The 15,068-nt window shown below is 56.1% G+C and carries 15 protein-coding genes; 10 read left to right on the top strand and 5 right to left on the bottom strand.

Annotated elements, in window-relative coordinates; genetic code table 11:
- Nucleotides 1-8: 8 nt before the first annotated feature.
- The 3 genes from CWM66_RS20365 to pepA form a co-directional block, all read right to left on the bottom strand.
- Nucleotides 9-2,864, bottom strand: a complete 2,856-nt coding sequence (locus CWM66_RS20365; protein WP_072440905.1) for a valine--tRNA ligase — start codon at nucleotides 2,862-2,864, stop codon at nucleotides 9-11.
- The gene (gene holC / locus CWM66_RS20360) at nucleotides 2,864-3,307 is read right to left on the bottom strand and encodes a DNA polymerase III subunit chi (protein ID WP_035887060.1); all 444 of its coding nucleotides are present in this window, start codon (nucleotides 3,305-3,307) and stop codon (nucleotides 2,864-2,866) included. The genes CWM66_RS20365 and holC overlap by 1 nt, the downstream gene beginning before the upstream one ends.
- A 285-nt stretch (nucleotides 3,308-3,592) precedes the next feature.
- Complete coding sequence (pepA, locus tag CWM66_RS20355) at nucleotides 3,593-5,104, bottom strand: leucyl aminopeptidase (RefSeq protein ID WP_007372848.1); 1,512 nt, start codon at nucleotides 5,102-5,104, stop codon at nucleotides 3,593-3,595.
- Nucleotides 5,105-5,257: 153 nt separating this feature from the next.
- On the opposite strand from pepA, the gene CWM66_RS29305 reads away from it, so the two are divergent.
- The 4 genes from CWM66_RS29305 to CWM66_RS20335 all read left to right on the top strand — a co-directional run bounded on the left by CWM66_RS29305 (nucleotide 5,258) and on the right by CWM66_RS20335 (nucleotide 9,387).
- Nucleotides 5,258-5,308: a hypothetical protein gene (locus CWM66_RS29305; RefSeq protein ID WP_216637209.1), complete on the top strand. Its 51-nt coding sequence runs from the start codon at nucleotides 5,258-5,260 to the stop codon at nucleotides 5,306-5,308.
- 63 nt (nucleotides 5,309-5,371) lie between these two features.
- Nucleotides 5,372-6,472: an LPS export ABC transporter permease LptF gene (gene lptF, locus CWM66_RS20345; protein ID WP_035887062.1), complete on the top strand. Its 1,101-nt coding sequence runs from the start codon at nucleotides 5,372-5,374 to the stop codon at nucleotides 6,470-6,472.
- Nucleotides 6,472-7,554 carry an LPS export ABC transporter permease LptG gene (gene lptG, locus CWM66_RS20340; RefSeq protein ID WP_007372850.1) on the top strand — a complete coding sequence of 361 codons (1,083 nt, stop codon included), beginning with the start codon at nucleotides 6,472-6,474 and terminating at the stop codon, nucleotides 7,552-7,554. The genes lptF and lptG overlap by 1 nt, the downstream gene beginning before the upstream one ends.
- 198 nt (nucleotides 7,555-7,752) lie before the next feature.
- Complete coding sequence (locus tag CWM66_RS20335; protein ID WP_007372851.1) at nucleotides 7,753-9,387, top strand: dihydroxyacetone kinase subunit DhaK; 1,635 nt, start codon at nucleotides 7,753-7,755, stop codon at nucleotides 9,385-9,387.
- A gap of 204 nt (nucleotides 9,388-9,591) precedes the next feature.
- Here CWM66_RS20335 and CWM66_RS20330 read toward each other — a convergent pair whose 3' ends face one another.
- Nucleotides 9,592-10,629 (bottom strand): NAD(P)-dependent alcohol dehydrogenase, encoded by a 1,038-nt coding sequence (locus CWM66_RS20330; protein ID WP_007372852.1) that lies wholly within the window; start codon nucleotides 10,627-10,629, stop codon nucleotides 9,592-9,594.
- Between the two features lie 235 nt (nucleotides 10,630-10,864).
- Between CWM66_RS20330 and CWM66_RS20325 the strand changes: the two genes are divergently transcribed.
- The 6 genes from CWM66_RS20325 to CWM66_RS20300 are packed head-to-tail and all read left to right on the top strand — an operon-like array spanning nucleotide 10,865 to nucleotide 14,050.
- Nucleotides 10,865-11,512 carry a DUF2589 domain-containing protein gene (locus CWM66_RS20325; RefSeq protein WP_007372853.1) on the top strand — a complete coding sequence of 216 codons (648 nt, stop codon included), beginning with the start codon at nucleotides 10,865-10,867 and terminating at the stop codon, nucleotides 11,510-11,512.
- A 54-nt stretch (nucleotides 11,513-11,566) separates the two neighbouring features.
- Nucleotides 11,567-12,265 carry a DUF2589 domain-containing protein gene (locus CWM66_RS20320; protein WP_107147168.1) on the top strand — a complete coding sequence of 233 codons (699 nt, stop codon included), beginning with the start codon at nucleotides 11,567-11,569 and terminating at the stop codon, nucleotides 12,263-12,265.
- Nucleotides 12,258-12,713, top strand: a complete 456-nt coding sequence (locus CWM66_RS20315) for a lysozyme (RefSeq protein WP_007372855.1) — start codon at nucleotides 12,258-12,260, stop codon at nucleotides 12,711-12,713. Before CWM66_RS20320 ends, CWM66_RS20315 begins: the two co-directional genes overlap by 8 nt.
- Nucleotides 12,714-12,732: 19 nt before the next feature.
- Entirely contained in the window at nucleotides 12,733-13,203 is a 471-nt protein-coding gene (locus CWM66_RS20310; protein ID WP_072440903.1) for a ribonuclease, read from the top strand.
- 56 nt (nucleotides 13,204-13,259) lie between these two features.
- Complete coding sequence (locus CWM66_RS20305; protein WP_007372857.1) at nucleotides 13,260-13,673, top strand: hypothetical protein; 414 nt, start codon at nucleotides 13,260-13,262, stop codon at nucleotides 13,671-13,673.
- On the top strand, nucleotides 13,670-14,050 hold the full coding sequence (locus CWM66_RS20300; RefSeq protein ID WP_007372858.1) for a hypothetical protein: 381 nt from the start codon (nucleotides 13,670-13,672) through the stop codon (nucleotides 14,048-14,050). Before CWM66_RS20305 ends, CWM66_RS20300 begins: the two co-directional genes overlap by 4 nt.
- A gap of 140 nt (nucleotides 14,051-14,190) precedes the next feature.
- Here CWM66_RS20300 and CWM66_RS20295 read toward each other — a convergent pair whose 3' ends face one another.
- A complete protein-coding gene (locus tag CWM66_RS20295) occupies nucleotides 14,191-14,790 on the bottom strand; it encodes a response regulator transcription factor (RefSeq protein WP_007372859.1) in 600 nt (199 codons plus the stop codon).
- Nucleotides 14,791-15,068 lie beyond the last annotated feature (278 nt).

Raw genomic sequence — 15,068 nt, 5'->3', positions numbered from 1 at the left:
GAAGAGGATTACAGCGCGGCGATGACTGCCTGCTGTTCAATCAGCTTCGCTTTCGCCTGAGCGTAACCGTCCAGTTTTTCACGCTCTTTCGCAATTACCGCTTCCGGTGCGCGCGCGACAAAACCTTCGTTGCCCAGCTTGCTTTCGATACGGCCAATTTCCTGTTCGACCTTCGCCACTTCTTTTGCCAGACGCGCCAGCTCGGCTTCTTTGTCGATCAGACCTGCCATCGGGATCAGCAGCTCTGCGCCATCGATAATTTTAGTGACCGATACCGGCCCTTTATCATCGGCTGGCAGCACGGTGATGCTTTCCAGACGCGCCAGCGTTTGCAGGAAGTTGCGGTTATCGTTCACGCGACGCATCGCCTCTTCGCTGCAACCGCGCAGCAGCAGATCCAGCGGTTTACCCGGCGCGATGTTCATCTCGGCGCGAATATTACGCACGGCGATAATCGCCTGTTTCAGCCACTCGGTATCCGCCAGCGCTTTTTCGTCAACCTGCGACGCATCGTACTGCGGGAACGGCTGCAGCATGATGGTGTCAGCGGTAATGCCTTTCAGCACTTTCACGCGCTGCCAGATGGTTTCAGTGATAAATGGAATGATCGGATGCGCGAGACGCAGCAAACCTTCCAGCACCGTCACCAGTGTATTGCGAGTGCCGCGCAGTTCGGTTTCCGAACCACCGTTCATGACCGGTTTGGCCAGCTCCAGATACCAGTCGCAGAACTGGTTCCAGGTGAACTCGTACAGAATCCCTGCGGCGATATCGAAGCGGAAGTTGTCCAGCGCTTCGCGGTACGCTTTGATGGTCTGGTTGAATTCAGCGAGGATCCAGCGGTCAGCCAGCGACAGCACCCTTTCACCGCCATTGAAACCGCAATCCTGATCTTCGGTGTTCATCAGCACAAAGCGGCTGGCGTTCCACAGCTTGTTACAGAAGTTACGGTAACCTTCCAGTCGCTTCATATCCCAGTTGATATCGCGACCGGTTGAAGCCAGCGCCGCCAGCGTGAAGCGCAGGGCGTCAGTGCCGTGCGGCTCAATGCCATCCGGGAACTGTTTCTCGGTGCGCTTGCGGATTTTCTCCGCCAGCTGCGGCTGCATCATGTTGCCGGTACGTTTTTCCAGCAAATCCGCGAGCGAAATACCGTCAACCATATCCAGCGGGTCAATCACGTTGCCTTTGGATTTGGACATCTTCTGCCCTTCATCATCGCGGATCAGACCGGTCATGTAGACGGTCTTGAACGGCACCTGAGGCTTGCCATTTTCATCTTTGATGAAGTGCATGGTCATCATGATCATGCGGGCGATCCAGAAGAAGATGATGTCGAAACCGGAGACCATCACGCTGGTCGGATGGAACTGACGCAGCGCATCGGTGTTTTCCGGCCAGCCGAGCGTGGAGAAGGTCCACAGCGCGGAGGAGAACCAGGTGTCCAGCACGTCATCGTCCTGACGCAGCGCGATATCAGCAGCCAGGTTATTTTCCTGACGCACTTCTTCTTCGCTGCGGCCAACGTAGACGTTGCCGTCGTTGTCATACCACGCCGGAATGCGGTGACCCCACCACAGCTGACGGGAGATACACCAGTCCTGAATATCGCGCATCCAGGAGAAATACATGTTTTCGTACTGCTTCGGCACGAACTGGATGTCACCGTTTTCCACCGCTTCAACCGCCGGTTTCGCCAGCACATCGGCACGCACGTACCACTGGTCGGTCAGCATCGGTTCGATAACCACGCCGCCGCGATCGCCGTACGGAACGGTCAGGTCGTGCGGTTTAATCTCTTCCAGCAGGCCAAGCGCGTCCACGGCAGCGACCATTGCTTTACGCGCGGCAAAACGCTCCAGCTTCTGGAATTCTGCCGGGATATCCGCCGGGTAAACGTCGGATTCGTTGCCGTTGGTATCATAAACCTGTGCGCTTTCACGGATATCGCCGTCAAAGGTCAGGATGTTGATCATCGGCAGCTTGTGGCGACGGCCCACTTCGTAGTCGTTAAAGTCGTGCGCCGGGGTGATTTTCACGCAGCCGGTGCCTTTTTCCATGTCGGCGTGTTCATCGCCAACGATCGGAATGCGACGGTTAACCAGCGGTAGCACCACAAACTTGCCAATCAGATCTTTGTAACGCGGATCTTCCGGGTTGACGGCCACACCGGTATCGCCCAGCAGGGTTTCCGGACGGGTGGTGGCAACCACCAGATAATCTTTACCATCAGCGGTTTTTGCGCCATCGGCCAGCGGATAGCGGATATGCCACATTGAGCCTTTCGACTCGCGGTTTTCCACTTCAAGGTCGGAAATCGCCGTGCGCAGTTTCGGATCCCAGTTCACCAGGCGTTTGCCACGGTAAATCAGATCTTCTTTATACAGGCGGACAAACACCTCTTTGACCGCGTTGGAGAGGCCTTCATCCATGGTGAAGCGCTCGCGCTCCCAGTCCACGGAGTTGCCAAGACGACGCATCTGGTTGGTGATGGTGCCGCCGGATTCGGCTTTCCACTGCCAGATTTTGTCGATAAACGCGTCGCGACCGTAATCGTGGCGGGTTTTCCCTTCTTCAGCGGCAATTTTACGTTCAACCACCATCTGGGTTGCGATACCAGCATGGTCAGTACCCACCTGCCACAGGGTGTTTTTCCCCTGCATGCGCTGGTAGCGGATCATGGTGTCCATGATGGTCTGCTGGAAGGCGTGGCCCATATGCAAACTGCCGGTGACGTTCGGCGGCGGGATCATGATGCAGAAGCTTTCCTGGCTTTCATCACCGTTCGGTTTGAAATAGCCCTGCTTTTCCCACTGCTCGTACAGCGGCTGTTCGATATCTTTGGGGTTGTATGTCTTTTCCATTATTTCCAGGTTGCCGTGTTCAGGTTGAAACCGGCCACGCGGTAGGCTTTATAGCGTTCGCGAGCCAGTTGTTTCAGAGAGTCTTCGTAAGGGACGAAGTCTACCACTTCTGTGAAAGCGGTGGCAAAATCTGCAAATTCCGCGCGCAGGCTGATAAGAATATCGCGCGGGCTGCTGTTGCGCTTTTGCGGCCAGGCCAGTTCGACCGGCGCGCCGCCGCGCGGACCTTCGCCAGCCAGATTGTGCGGCACAAAACTCTCTGCCGGGCGCGCCCATAATGCTTCATCCAGCCGAATCGCCTGCTGCTCATCGGCACAGGCAATCAGCACGCGCTTGCCGTTACGCCAACGTTCTGCGGCAATTTCACACACCAGTTGCTCGACGGCGCTTAAGCCGTCAACGGCGTTATCGTTGTCCAGAAGGTAAAAGGTCGCATTTTTCATATCTATACCCGTCGTCTTTCACGCTGCCTCTTTGTTGGCTGCGAATACTCGGCCCATCCCTGGGCCTCGCCCTCAAGGGGCCGCTGCAGGCAGCGTTCAAATCTGCTCCCGGCAGATTTGTTGCGCACCCCAGTCACATAGTTTTCTATGCTCCTGGGGATTTGCTCAGTTGCCGCCGCGATGCAACGCGAAATCCATAGGGTATAGAGTTCACATTGCGCGAGGTTCCAGGCCGGACAGGGCATAGCCGCCATCCGGCAATCATAGCCATCCGGCATTGACGACTTACTCTTCGCCGTTAAACCCGGCGCGGTTCAGCAGGAACTGCGACAGCATCGCCACCGGACGACCGGTTGCGCCTTTGGCTTTGCCGGAGCGCCATGCGGTACCGGCGATATCCAGGTGGGCCCAGTTGTATTTACGGGCAAAGCGCGACAGGAAGCAACCCGCGGTGATAGCACCGCCAGGACGGCCGCCGATGTTCGCCATATCCGCAAAATTGGATTCCAGCTGATCCTGGTACTCATCGCCCAGCGGTAAACGCCATGCGCGGTCGCCAGCCTGCTCGGACGCGCCAATCAGTTCGTGCGCCAGCGGGTTGTGGTTCGACAGCAGACCGGTGATGTGATGGCCAAGGGCAATCACGCATGCGCCGGTCAGCGTCGCGACATCGATCACCGCTTCCGGCTCGAAGCGCTCAACGTAGGTCAGCACATCGCACAGCACCAGACGGCCTTCGGCGTCGGTATTCAGCACTTCGACCGTCTGGCCGGACATGGTGGTCAGCACGTCGCCCGGACGATACGCGCGCCCGCCTGGCATGTTTTCACAGCCTGCCAGCACGCCAATCACGTTCAGCGGCAGTTGCAGTTCGGCCACCATGCGCATCACGCCGTACACCGCCGCCGCGCCGCACATGTCGTACTTCATCTCGTCCATGCCTTCGGCAGGTTTGATGGAGATACCGCCGGAGTCGAAGGTCAGGCCTTTACCGACCAGCACAATCGGGCGAGCGTCTTCCGACGGGTTGCCTTTGTACTCAATCACCGACATCAGCGACTCGTTCTGCGAGCCCTGGCCGACAGCCAGGTACGAGTGCATGCCCAGTTCGCGCATCTGCTGTTCGCCAATCACGCGGGTCAGGACGTTTTTGCTGTAGGTGTCCGCCAACTGGCGCGCCTGCGAAGCGAGGTACGCGGCATTACAGATATTCGGCGGCATATTGCCGAGATCTTTGGCTGCTTTAATCCCCGCAGAGATAGCCAGACCGTGCTGGATAGCGCGTTCGCCGCTGGTTAACTCGCGACGAGTCGGCACGTTGAAGACCATTTTACGCAGCGGACGACGCGGTTCGATTTTGTTGGTTTTCAGTTGATCGAAGCTGTACAGGGTCTCTTTCGCTGTCTCAACGGCCTGGCGCACTTTCCAGTAGGTGTTGCGCCCTTTGACATGCAGTTCGGTCAGGAAGCAGACGGCTTCCATCGAGCCCGTATCATTCAGGGTGTTTATGGTTTTCTGAATGACCTGCTTGTACTGGCGCTCATCCAGTTCACGCTCTTTACCGCAGCCAATCAGCAAAATACGCTCGGAGAGGACATTCGGTACGTGGTGAAGCAGCAGGGTTTGTCCTGGCTTACCTTCCAGTTCTCCGCGACGGAGCAGCGCGCTGATGTAGCCATCGCTGATCTTATCGAGTTGCTCGGCGATCGGGGAGAGTCGGCGCGGTTCAAAGACACCCACAACGATGCAGGCACTACGCTGTTTCTCCGGGCTACCGCTTTTTACACTGAACTCCATGCACTACGCTCCTGAATCTTAAAGACAACGGCGGCGGCTACGGATAGAATTGCAAGCTTACGTAACGCATGTCCGCTGTTGCGATGACTTCGTGTTAATCTTAATGGTACTTCGGTTTCGGCACGTCAGAATTGGCTCTTACGCACCCATCCGCTGAGTATATTAATCTTAGCGATGATTTCGACGACTCAAGAGAATAAATGACGTTTAAGCCATGAAACAAGCGATTTTCCAGGAAAAAGACTGGTTTTTACGGGCGTATTTAAAGTGATAATCATAAGATATCTGGTGCGGGAGACGCTAAAAAGCCAGCTTGCGATCCTATTCATCCTGCTTCTGATTTTCTTTTGTCAGAAACTGGTGAGGATTTTAGGCGCAGCCGCTGATGGCGAAATCCCAACAAACCTCGTGCTCTCGCTGCTGGGGCTGGGCGTGCCGGAGATGGCGCAGCTTATCCTGCCGTTGAGTCTGTTCCTTGGCCTGCTAATGACGCTGGGCAAACTCTATACCGAAAGTGAAATCACGGTGATGCACGCCTGCGGTCTCAGCCGTGCGGTGCTGATCAAAGCCGCCATGGTGCTGGCGCTGTTTACCGGCATTATCGCTGCGGTTAACGTAATGTGGGCTGGTCCATGGTCATCCCGTCATCAGGATCAGGTACTGGCGGATGCCAAAGCGAACCCTGGTATGGCGGCGCTGGCGCAGGGGCAGTTCCAGCAGGCGACAGACGGCAACTCGGTGCTGTTTATTGAAGGTGTCGAAGGCAACCGCTTTCACAACGTATTTCTTGCGCAGATCCGCCCCAAAGGCAACGCACGCCCGTCAGTGGTGGTGGCGGATTCCGGCCAGCTTTCCCAGCATAAAGATGGTTCCCAGGTGGTGACGCTCAACACCGGCACACGCTTTGAGGGTACCGCCATGTTGCGCGACTTCCGCATCACTGATTTCCAGAACTACCAGGCAATTATTGGTCACCAGACCGTTGCGCTCGATCCAAGCGATACCGAACAGATGGACATGCGTACGTTGTTCAATACGGACAACCCGCGCGCCAGCGCGGAGCTGCACTGGCGCTTAACGCTGATCTTTACCGTGGTGATGATGGCGTTGATGGTCGTGCCGCTGAGCGTGGTTAACCCACGTCAGGGACGCGTGTTATCGATGCTGCCCGCGATGCTGCTGTATCTCGTGTTCTTTCTGTTGCAGACCACGCTTCGCTCAAACGGCGCGAAGGGTAAGCTGGATCCGATGATCTGGATGTGGACGGTTAACCTGGTCTACCTGGCGCTGGCTGTGGTGCTGAACCTGTGGGATACGGTGCCGATGCGCCGGGTTCGCGCCCGTTTTACGCGTAGAGGAGCGGTATAATGCAGGCTTTTGGCGTACTTGACCGCTATATCGGGAAAACCATCTTTTCCACCATCATGATGACGCTGTTCATGCTGGTGTCGCTCTCCGGCATTATCAAATTTGTCGATCAGTTGAAAAAAGCCGGGCAGGGGAGTTACGACGCGCTGGGTGCCGGGATGTACACCATTCTCAGCGTGCCGAAAGATATCCAGATCTTCTTCCCGATGGCCGCGCTGCTTGGCGCGCTGCTCGGTCTGGGCATGCTGGCGCAGCGCAGCGAGCTGGTGGTAATGCAAGCTTCCGGCTACACCCGCATGCAGGTGGCGCTGTCGGTGATGAAAACCGCTATTCCGCTGGTCCTGCTGACCATGGCGATTGGCGAATGGGTTGCGCCGCAGGGCGAGCAGATGGCGCGTAACCAGCGTGCGCAGTCGATGTATGGCGGCTCGCTGCTCTCCACGCAGGCCGGGCTGTGGGCGAAAGACGGCAACAACTTTATCTACATCGAACGTGTGAAAGGTGATGATGAGCTTGGAGGGGTCAGTATTTATGCCTTCAACGATCAGCGTCGTTTGCAATCGGTGCGCTACGCCGCGTCGGCCAAATTCGATGCGGAGAACAAAATCTGGCGGCTGTCGCAGGTGGATGAATCGAACCTGACCGATCCGAAGCAAGTGACCGGCTCGCAGACCGTCAGCGGGACCTGGAAAACCAACCTCACGCCGGACAAACTCGGCGTAGTGGCGCTGGATCCGGATGCGCTTTCTATCAGCGGTCTGCACAACTATGTGAAGTACCTGAAGTCGAGCGGCCAGGATTCCGGCCGTTATCAGCTCAATATGTGGAGCAAAATCTTCCAGCCGCTGTCGGTGGCGGTCATGATGCTGATGGCACTGTCGTTTATCTTTGGCCCGCTGCGTAGCGTGGCGATGGGTGTGCGCGTGGTGACCGGCATCAGCTTCGGCTTCGTTTTCTACGTGCTGGATCAGATTTTCGGCCCGCTGACGCTGGTGTATGGCATTCCACCAGTGGTCGGCGCGCTGCTGCCGAGCGGCTTGTTCTTCCTGATTAGCTTGTGGCTGATGATGCGCAAAAGCTAATACATCAATGATGTTCTGTATTACATAAGAGAGGCTGCGGCCTCTCTTTTTTTCGCCAAAGGAGCAGATATGTTGCAGTGGCTTACCCGCATCCGGGGCGTACCACGCCATAATGGCTTTCAGTAAATTCTGTTCTTTGCCACGTCCATTGTGCTTCGGGCTATGATTGAGTAACGATTCACAACATTTAGGGAAATTATGTCCAGGTTCTTTTTCAATGACCGCAAACAACTGGTCAATGACGCCATTGAAGGCTTAGTGATATCCGCCCCGCACGGCAACCTTGTCCGACTCGATATTGATCCCGCCATTCGCATTGTGGCCCGTGCTGACTGGGATAAAAGCCGCGTAGCGGTGATTTCCGGTGGGGGTTCCGGCCATGAACCGGCACATGCTGGCTTTGTCGGCAAAGGCATGCTGACCGCCGCCGTCTGCGGTGATGTGTTTGCTTCGCCCAGCGTCGATGCGGTGCTGAACGCCATCGTGGCGGTGACCGGCGATCGCGGTTGCCTGTTGATTGTTAAAAACTACACCGGCGACCGGCTTAACTTCGGCCTTGCGGCGGAAAAAGCCAAGCGCTACGGCCTGAAAGTCGAGATGGTGATCGTCGCCGACGACATCGCGCTGCCGGATAACAAACAGCCGCGCGGCATCGCCGGAACGGCGCTGGTGCATAAGATTGCCGGCCATGCCGCCGATCAGGGCAAATCGCTAAGTGAAGTGCGCGACATCGCGCAAAAGGCCTGCGATAACGTCTACAGCCTTGGGCTGGCGATGGAGACCTGCAACCTGCCGGGCAGCGAAGAGGAAGGGCGTATTCAGCGCGGCAAGGTCGAGCTGGGGCTGGGGATTCACGGCGAGCCGGGCGCTTCAATTGTCGACACACAGAACAGCAAGTCGCTTATCGACACGCTGGTGAAACCGCTGAAAGCAGCGGTGGGCGACGATCGTGTCGCCGTGCTGATCAACAACCTTGGCGGCGTGTCGGCGCTTGAAATGGCGCTGCTGACCAAAGAGCTGGCGCATTCGGCGTTGAAAGATCAAATTGCGTATTTGATTGGCCCTGCGCCGCTGGTCAGTTCGCTGGATATGAAAGGTTTTTCCCTGTCGTTGCTGCGCCTGAATGACGCGTTCGAGCAGGCGATTTGCGCGAATGTGCAAACCGTTGGCTGGCAAAAACCGGTGGCGTTCGCGCCGATGAAAACCCAGCAGCACAGTGCGGTGTATGACGGGCTGGAGATTGAACCTTCAGACAATCCACAGGTAAAAGCGCTGGTCGGTACGGCGGTGCAGACGTTGATTGGCCTGGAAAATCGCCTGAACGCGCTGGATGCGAAAGTGGGCGATGGCGATACCGGTTCGACCTTCGCCGAAGGCGCGCGTGAGATTGCCCGGCTGCTGGAAGAAGAGGCGCTGCCGCTGAATAACACCGCGCAGTTGCTGCAACTGATCGGCGAACGGCTGGCGACGGTAATGGGCGGCTCCAGCGGCGTGCTGATGTCGATCTTCTTCACTGCGGCAGGCCAGGCGATACATAACGGTACAGCGTTGCCAGAGGCGTTACTGCTGGGGCTAAAACAGATGAAGCACTACGGCGGGGCGGATCTGGGCGATCGTACGCTGATCGATGCGCTGCAACCGGCGCTGGAAGCGTTGCGCGATAACGGGCTAAATGCCGCAGTCTCTGCGGCGAAAAGCGGGGCAGCCAGTACGGCAACGATGCAAAAAGCAGGGGCCGGGCGCTCGTCGTACGTTAACCGTGAAAACCTTGATGGCGTGAGCGATCCCGGCGCGGTGGCGATTGCCGAAGTGTTTGCTGCTATCGCGAAATAAAGCACACTTGCCCGGTGGCTTACCGGGCTTACACACCACATGTCAGAGCGACCCGCCATCCGGCATTTATTTCACCGTTGTGGAGTGGTTTCGTTGATCGGCATTCTGTGGTTTCTGAAATCTCGCCAGCGTGAACGTAAAAAAGGGGACCACAGCGTCCCCCTTATCACTCCCCTGCGCGATCCCTTTGCGGATCGGGCAAAGCTACGCTTCCACTCCGTTCTGGAAATCTGCTTTCAACACCACGCGGTAGCGGGCTTTCCCGTCGCGCACGTGCTGCAAGGCTTCATTGATTCGCGACATCGGGAACATCTCGGTGGTTGGCGCGACTTTGGCGCGCCCGGCAAACTTCATCAGTTTACGCAGCTCAAATGGCGTGCCGGTTGCCGAACCCGAAACGCTGCGGTCACCGGCGATCAGGGTAAATGCCGGGACTTCCAGCGGCTTCAGCACGGCACCCACCGTGTGGAAATGGCCGCCGTGGGTCAGCGCTTCAAAATAAGGCTGCCAGTTAAGATCGACGTTAACGGTGTTGATGATCAGATCGTACTGACCGGCCAGCGCTTTTAATGCTTCCGGATCGCGGCTGTTCACGACATAGTCGGCACCCATAATCCGCACTTCCGCTTCTTTCGCCGGATTTGAACTGAACGCCGTCACTTCACAGCCCATTGCATGCAGCAGCTTGATGGCGATATGCCCGAGGCCGCCAATCCCAATCACGCCAACGCGGCTGGTCGCGGTGATGTTGTGCATCAGCAGCGGTTTAAACACGGTAATGCCCCCGCACAGCAGCGGCCCGGCGGTTTCGATATCGATGCTATCCGGCAGCGGGATCACCCACTGCCAGTCGGCGCGGAGCTTATCGGCAAAACCACCGCGATTCAGAATGGTCGGCACCGCGCCTTCCAGGCAGTTGATATGGTTGCCATCGATACAGGCATCGCAGTGCCCGCAGCTGCGCGCCGTCCAGCCGATTCCCACTCGCTGGCCCACTTTTAACCCTTTGTTTTGTGCAGCGCTACCCAGCTCCACCACGCGGCCAATCACTTCATGCCCGGCAACCAGCGGGTACTGGGAGAAGCCCCATTCGTTGTCGATCATCGACAAGTCTGAATGGCAGATACCGCAATAATCCACCTGCACTTCCACATCTTCTGCCGCCAGCGGGCCGGCATCGTATTCCTGCAATTCAAGCGCGGCGCCGGCCTGCGGTGCAGCGTAACTTTTGATGATGCTCATTACGGATTCCTTAGGTTTTGAGGGGGACGCATGAAGTGTAGGGCATCTGGCGCTTCTCCGGCAGAATGTCGCGCGTCAGACCGCCCGTTTCGCCAAAGCCATGCCTTCTGCCCTGGGCCATTTCCCCTGTTTTAACCCGTCATCCAGCCAATATTTTCAGACTTTCCCGGCCTGTAGTGTGGGTCCTGCGAATTCGCAACACGATGTTTCTGTACAACTCACAGGAGTACGCATTATGGATTCACAATTCATTGGATCGGTCATTAATGCACTACCGCTGGAACATATGATCGGCGGCCCGTTGCAGGCAATGATCAAAGCACAGGTACAGGCGAGTAAGGCCTACGCCGACTTCCTGCTCTCTGTCTGTATTAAGGATGGTAAAGCGGAGTCGGTGCAGTTCGATTACGACGAAACCGTGGTTGACGACAAAGGCGTGATTCAGGGCGTGGTGAAAAAAACCATGCGCATCCCGCTGCTGGCGGCCATCTCTCACCCGAACATCAGCATCGAAGAAGGGACCATTGACTTCGAACTGGAAGTCTCGCAGAGCGAAGCCAGCAGCAGCCAGACCGAAGCGGAAGCCTCGCTGGAAGCGTCCGTCGGCTGGGGACCGTTCAGCGTCAAAATCAGCGGACGTGTTTCGCACAAAGATCAGCAAACCCGCTCCACCGATACCCGCGCGAAATACAGCATCCACACCCAGGTCAAACGTCAGCCGCCGCCGGAAGCGCTGATGCGCGTGATTGATTTCCTGACGGATGCCGCAACACGCCCGGCTGTTCTGCCGTCTGAGGCGCAAAAGCTGGAATCGAAACAGCTTGATGCCTACCCCGAAACGCCTGCTGGCGCTGAAAAAGCTCCGGCTGACGCAACGCGTTAATTCTGATGTTCACGCTGAGGCTGCGTTGCAGCCTCATTTTTCACGGAGCGCACTATGTCAATGAAAGACTGGCTTCGCGGCAACCGGAATACGCAAGAGAAGGCGAGCGAGCAGCCTACGGCTCCGCCGGACGAGCGCGCCGGAATGTCGCCCGACGATCCGCCGACAGAAGAGACCGGCGGGTTGCCGCCTGCGGATCCGCCCTCTTCGGATCTACCGCCCGATCCGCCACCGCCGGAAAGCCCGCCACCCGGTGGCTCGGTTGGGGCATCTCTCTCGCTGGCGGATATCACGCGCGGGATGCAGCACGCCGCTTCGGCGGCAAACCAGCTTATCGCGCATCAATACATGCAGGCGCTGGACCCCTTTTTTGAGCACAGCGATGACGGCAGGCTGGTGCCAAAAGTCGTCGAAATGGCGCTGGATGATCAACATCACTTTGCCTTGCCGCTGGTGGCGCTCTCCACGCCGCGCGGGCTGATGCTGGAAAAAATGAAGGTCTTTTTGACGGTGCGAACCGATGCCGTTGAGCAGCAGAGCGCGGTTTCCGGTACGCCCGATGACACGGTTGGCCGTTTCCTTGTCAGCATGTCGCCGCCGAGCCGCGAAGGCAGCGGTCGTGACAGCGGGCATGTGGACATTGAGATGCAGTTCACCGTGCTGGAACCACCGGAAAGCGTGATGCGGCTGATTGAAGAGTACACCCGACAAGTTCTTCCCCAATCTAACGTGAGGAGTGATGACAATGGCTAATCAACCAGCAAACACCGGCGCGGCCGGGTTGACATTAATTAAGTCTTTTGAAGGGCTAAGCCTGGAGAAGTACCGCGATGCGGTCGGTAAATGGACCATCGGCTACGGCCATTTGATTCTGCCCCATGAGAATTTCCCGCAAGCGTTAAGCAAGGTGGAAGCGGAAGATTTGTTGCGGGCGGATCTGGGGATGACCGAGCGCGGGGTTCATCGCCTCGTGACGGTCGATCTCAACCAGAACCAGTTCGATGCGCTGGTGGCGTTCGCCTTTAACGTCGGGCTGGGCAATTTGCAGAACTCGACGCTGCTGCGCCTGCTCAACCAGGGGCAATACCAGGAGGCGGCGGATCAGCTTCCGCGCTGGAATAAAGCTGGCGGCAAAATTCTCGCCGGCTTGACCCGTCGCCGTGACGCGGAACGTGCGCTGTTTATGGCCCCCGTAAACTGAACTGACTGGAGGGATTCCCATGAAATACACACTGTCGATACTGTTTCTGGCTGCGTTAACCGCTGTACCGGCGTATGCCGACTTACCGCAATGCAGCGCGGTGGTACAGGCGGCCAACCAGCAACTGGCGAAACAGAACAACAAGACCGTGCAGGATGAGAAGAAACTGACGGCTCTGCTCAAAACGCTAAATCGTGATGATGTGCTGCCCGCTGAGTACGTGACCCGCGAACAGGCGCTCAAATTGGGCTGGAGTGGGAAGGCGGAAGATTCGCTGTGGAACATCTGGGCGCTGAACAAGAAAGTGTTGGGCGGCGATCCCTGGACCGGCAAGCCTGCGCCGGGGAAAGGAAAATGGTACAGCGCCGATGTCGATAGCGTACGCGGTCTGCGCAGCAACAAACATCTGATCTACAGCCCGGAAAGCGCGACGCGTTATCTCACTACAGATAATGACGCGACAACCGTCACGCTTCCTCCTTGCCAGTAGTCAGTATTGCGGCCTCATCCTATTCGTTGAGGCCGCCTGTTGAGGAGGAGATTGCCATGGTTGACGGCATTCAGATGTTAAGTCAGGGACTGGCCGCGCTCGCCGGGTTATTTGGCGGGCTAAGCGTCTCGTTTTTCTGGCAACCAAAAAAATTGCATCAGCACGGTCGGCTGGCGGCAGGGGTGATCATCGGGGCTATAAGCGTCAGCACGACCTTCACGCTGGGCGGCTTTATTGCGCGCTGGCTGGGGATGAACTTCAAAGATAGCGATATCGCGATGGGCATTGGCTATTTTGTCGGCGCGATCAGCGTCGGGATGATTGCCTGGCTGGCGAATTTTTTTAACCGTCGGGAAGGGCACGATATTTTACAGGTTGCCGGCGAGCTAAAACGCGTCGCCCGTGGCGTAAAAGCCACCCCATCGCGCCGCCGCGCGCCACGACGCCCTAAATCGGGAGATCCATCATGACGTTGAAACTCATTTTCTGGGCGGCCACGCTGGTGGATGGGGCGATTGCGGTGATTATTTTTGTCAGCGCCCTCAGCTCCCGTATGCCCAATATCCCTGTGTGGTATCGCATTGGATTATTAATTACTGCGTTAGGATTTACCGTTCAGGGGTTTCTCAATCTTCCCTATTTGCTGTTCAATGTCATGTTAATGGCGCAAGAACTGCCGTTCTGGATATTAAAAGATGTCGGTGTCGGCGTGATTGCTATTTATTATTTCTGCCACACGATGCGTAAAGATGAGAAGCCGAAAAAAACACCAGTACGTAAAAAAACGTCGGCGGTTAAAAAAGCGACATCTTCCAGAGCACCCCGCAAGACAACGTCCGCCAAATAAGAGTCACAGTGCATCTGCGCTGCTGTAAATGCTGATGTTAAATATCTCTGGCAGGAGCATTATGCACGGGCATAGTGCTCCTGTATTTGCTCAGGGGAAAATGTAGCAACAATTAACTGTTAATAAAAATTCAGGCTGGGCTATTCGTCCGAATACATCATCGCGGCTTGAGTGCGGTTATTCACATTCAGACGGCGGAAAATAGATTCCAGATGCGCTTTCACTGTACCGGCGCTGATATTTAACTGGCGGCTGATTTGCTTGTTGGATTCCCCGGCAGCCAGCAGCTTGAGGATTTCACGCTGACGCTCGCTGAGCCGCGCAATCGCGCCGTGTCCGCCATCCAGCAGCGTGATGCTTTCCTGCGGGAAGCAGAGCATTCCCAGCGACGCGGTACGCAGCGTCTGCGCGATGGTTTCCGGCGGAGAATCACGCCTGACAAACGCAATCGCATGGTGATGCAGAAACTGCCTGAGTAATGTCGGCTGGCATTTATTCATCAGCATCACCACCGGAATAGTGGGGTGGTGCAATGCCAGCGTATCGAGTAATTCAAGACTCTCTGTTTTATTTCCGTCACCATCCAGCAGAATTAACGATGCGGGAAATTCATTTAGTGTTTCATTAATTTCATTCTGATTATTCAGACCTCGAATCTTCACATTTGGGATAAAGTGCGAAAGTACTGATGCCATTCCTTCAATAAATATCGACTGCTTGTCAATCATGAGTACATGCATGCGTCATCTCCACGTAATAGCGTTCGTCAATGAGCCTGGTAATCATCAGAGTATTAAATGAAATGAAAAAAATGAAACAGGCTAATTGTCATAGGTCTTTTAACCGATATGGCAAATTAGCGAAAATGAAATAGATAATCTGTTTATTAAAATATCATATATTAAAAATGACCGTTTCGCTATTTTATAAATAATTAGCAGGGTGAGGATGATAAATAACGTGGTAGAGGGGACAGGGAATTTCGAAAGATGGGTTAATGTAGCGGATAAAGCACTGC

Source organism: Kosakonia sp. H7A (assembly GCF_003028445.1).
In the GTDB taxonomy this organism is placed as follows: domain Bacteria; phylum Pseudomonadota; class Gammaproteobacteria; order Enterobacterales; family Enterobacteriaceae; genus Kosakonia; species Kosakonia radicincitans.
The sequence above is the reverse complement of the archived record's forward strand: the minus strand, read 5'-3'. Positions and strand labels throughout refer to the sequence as shown.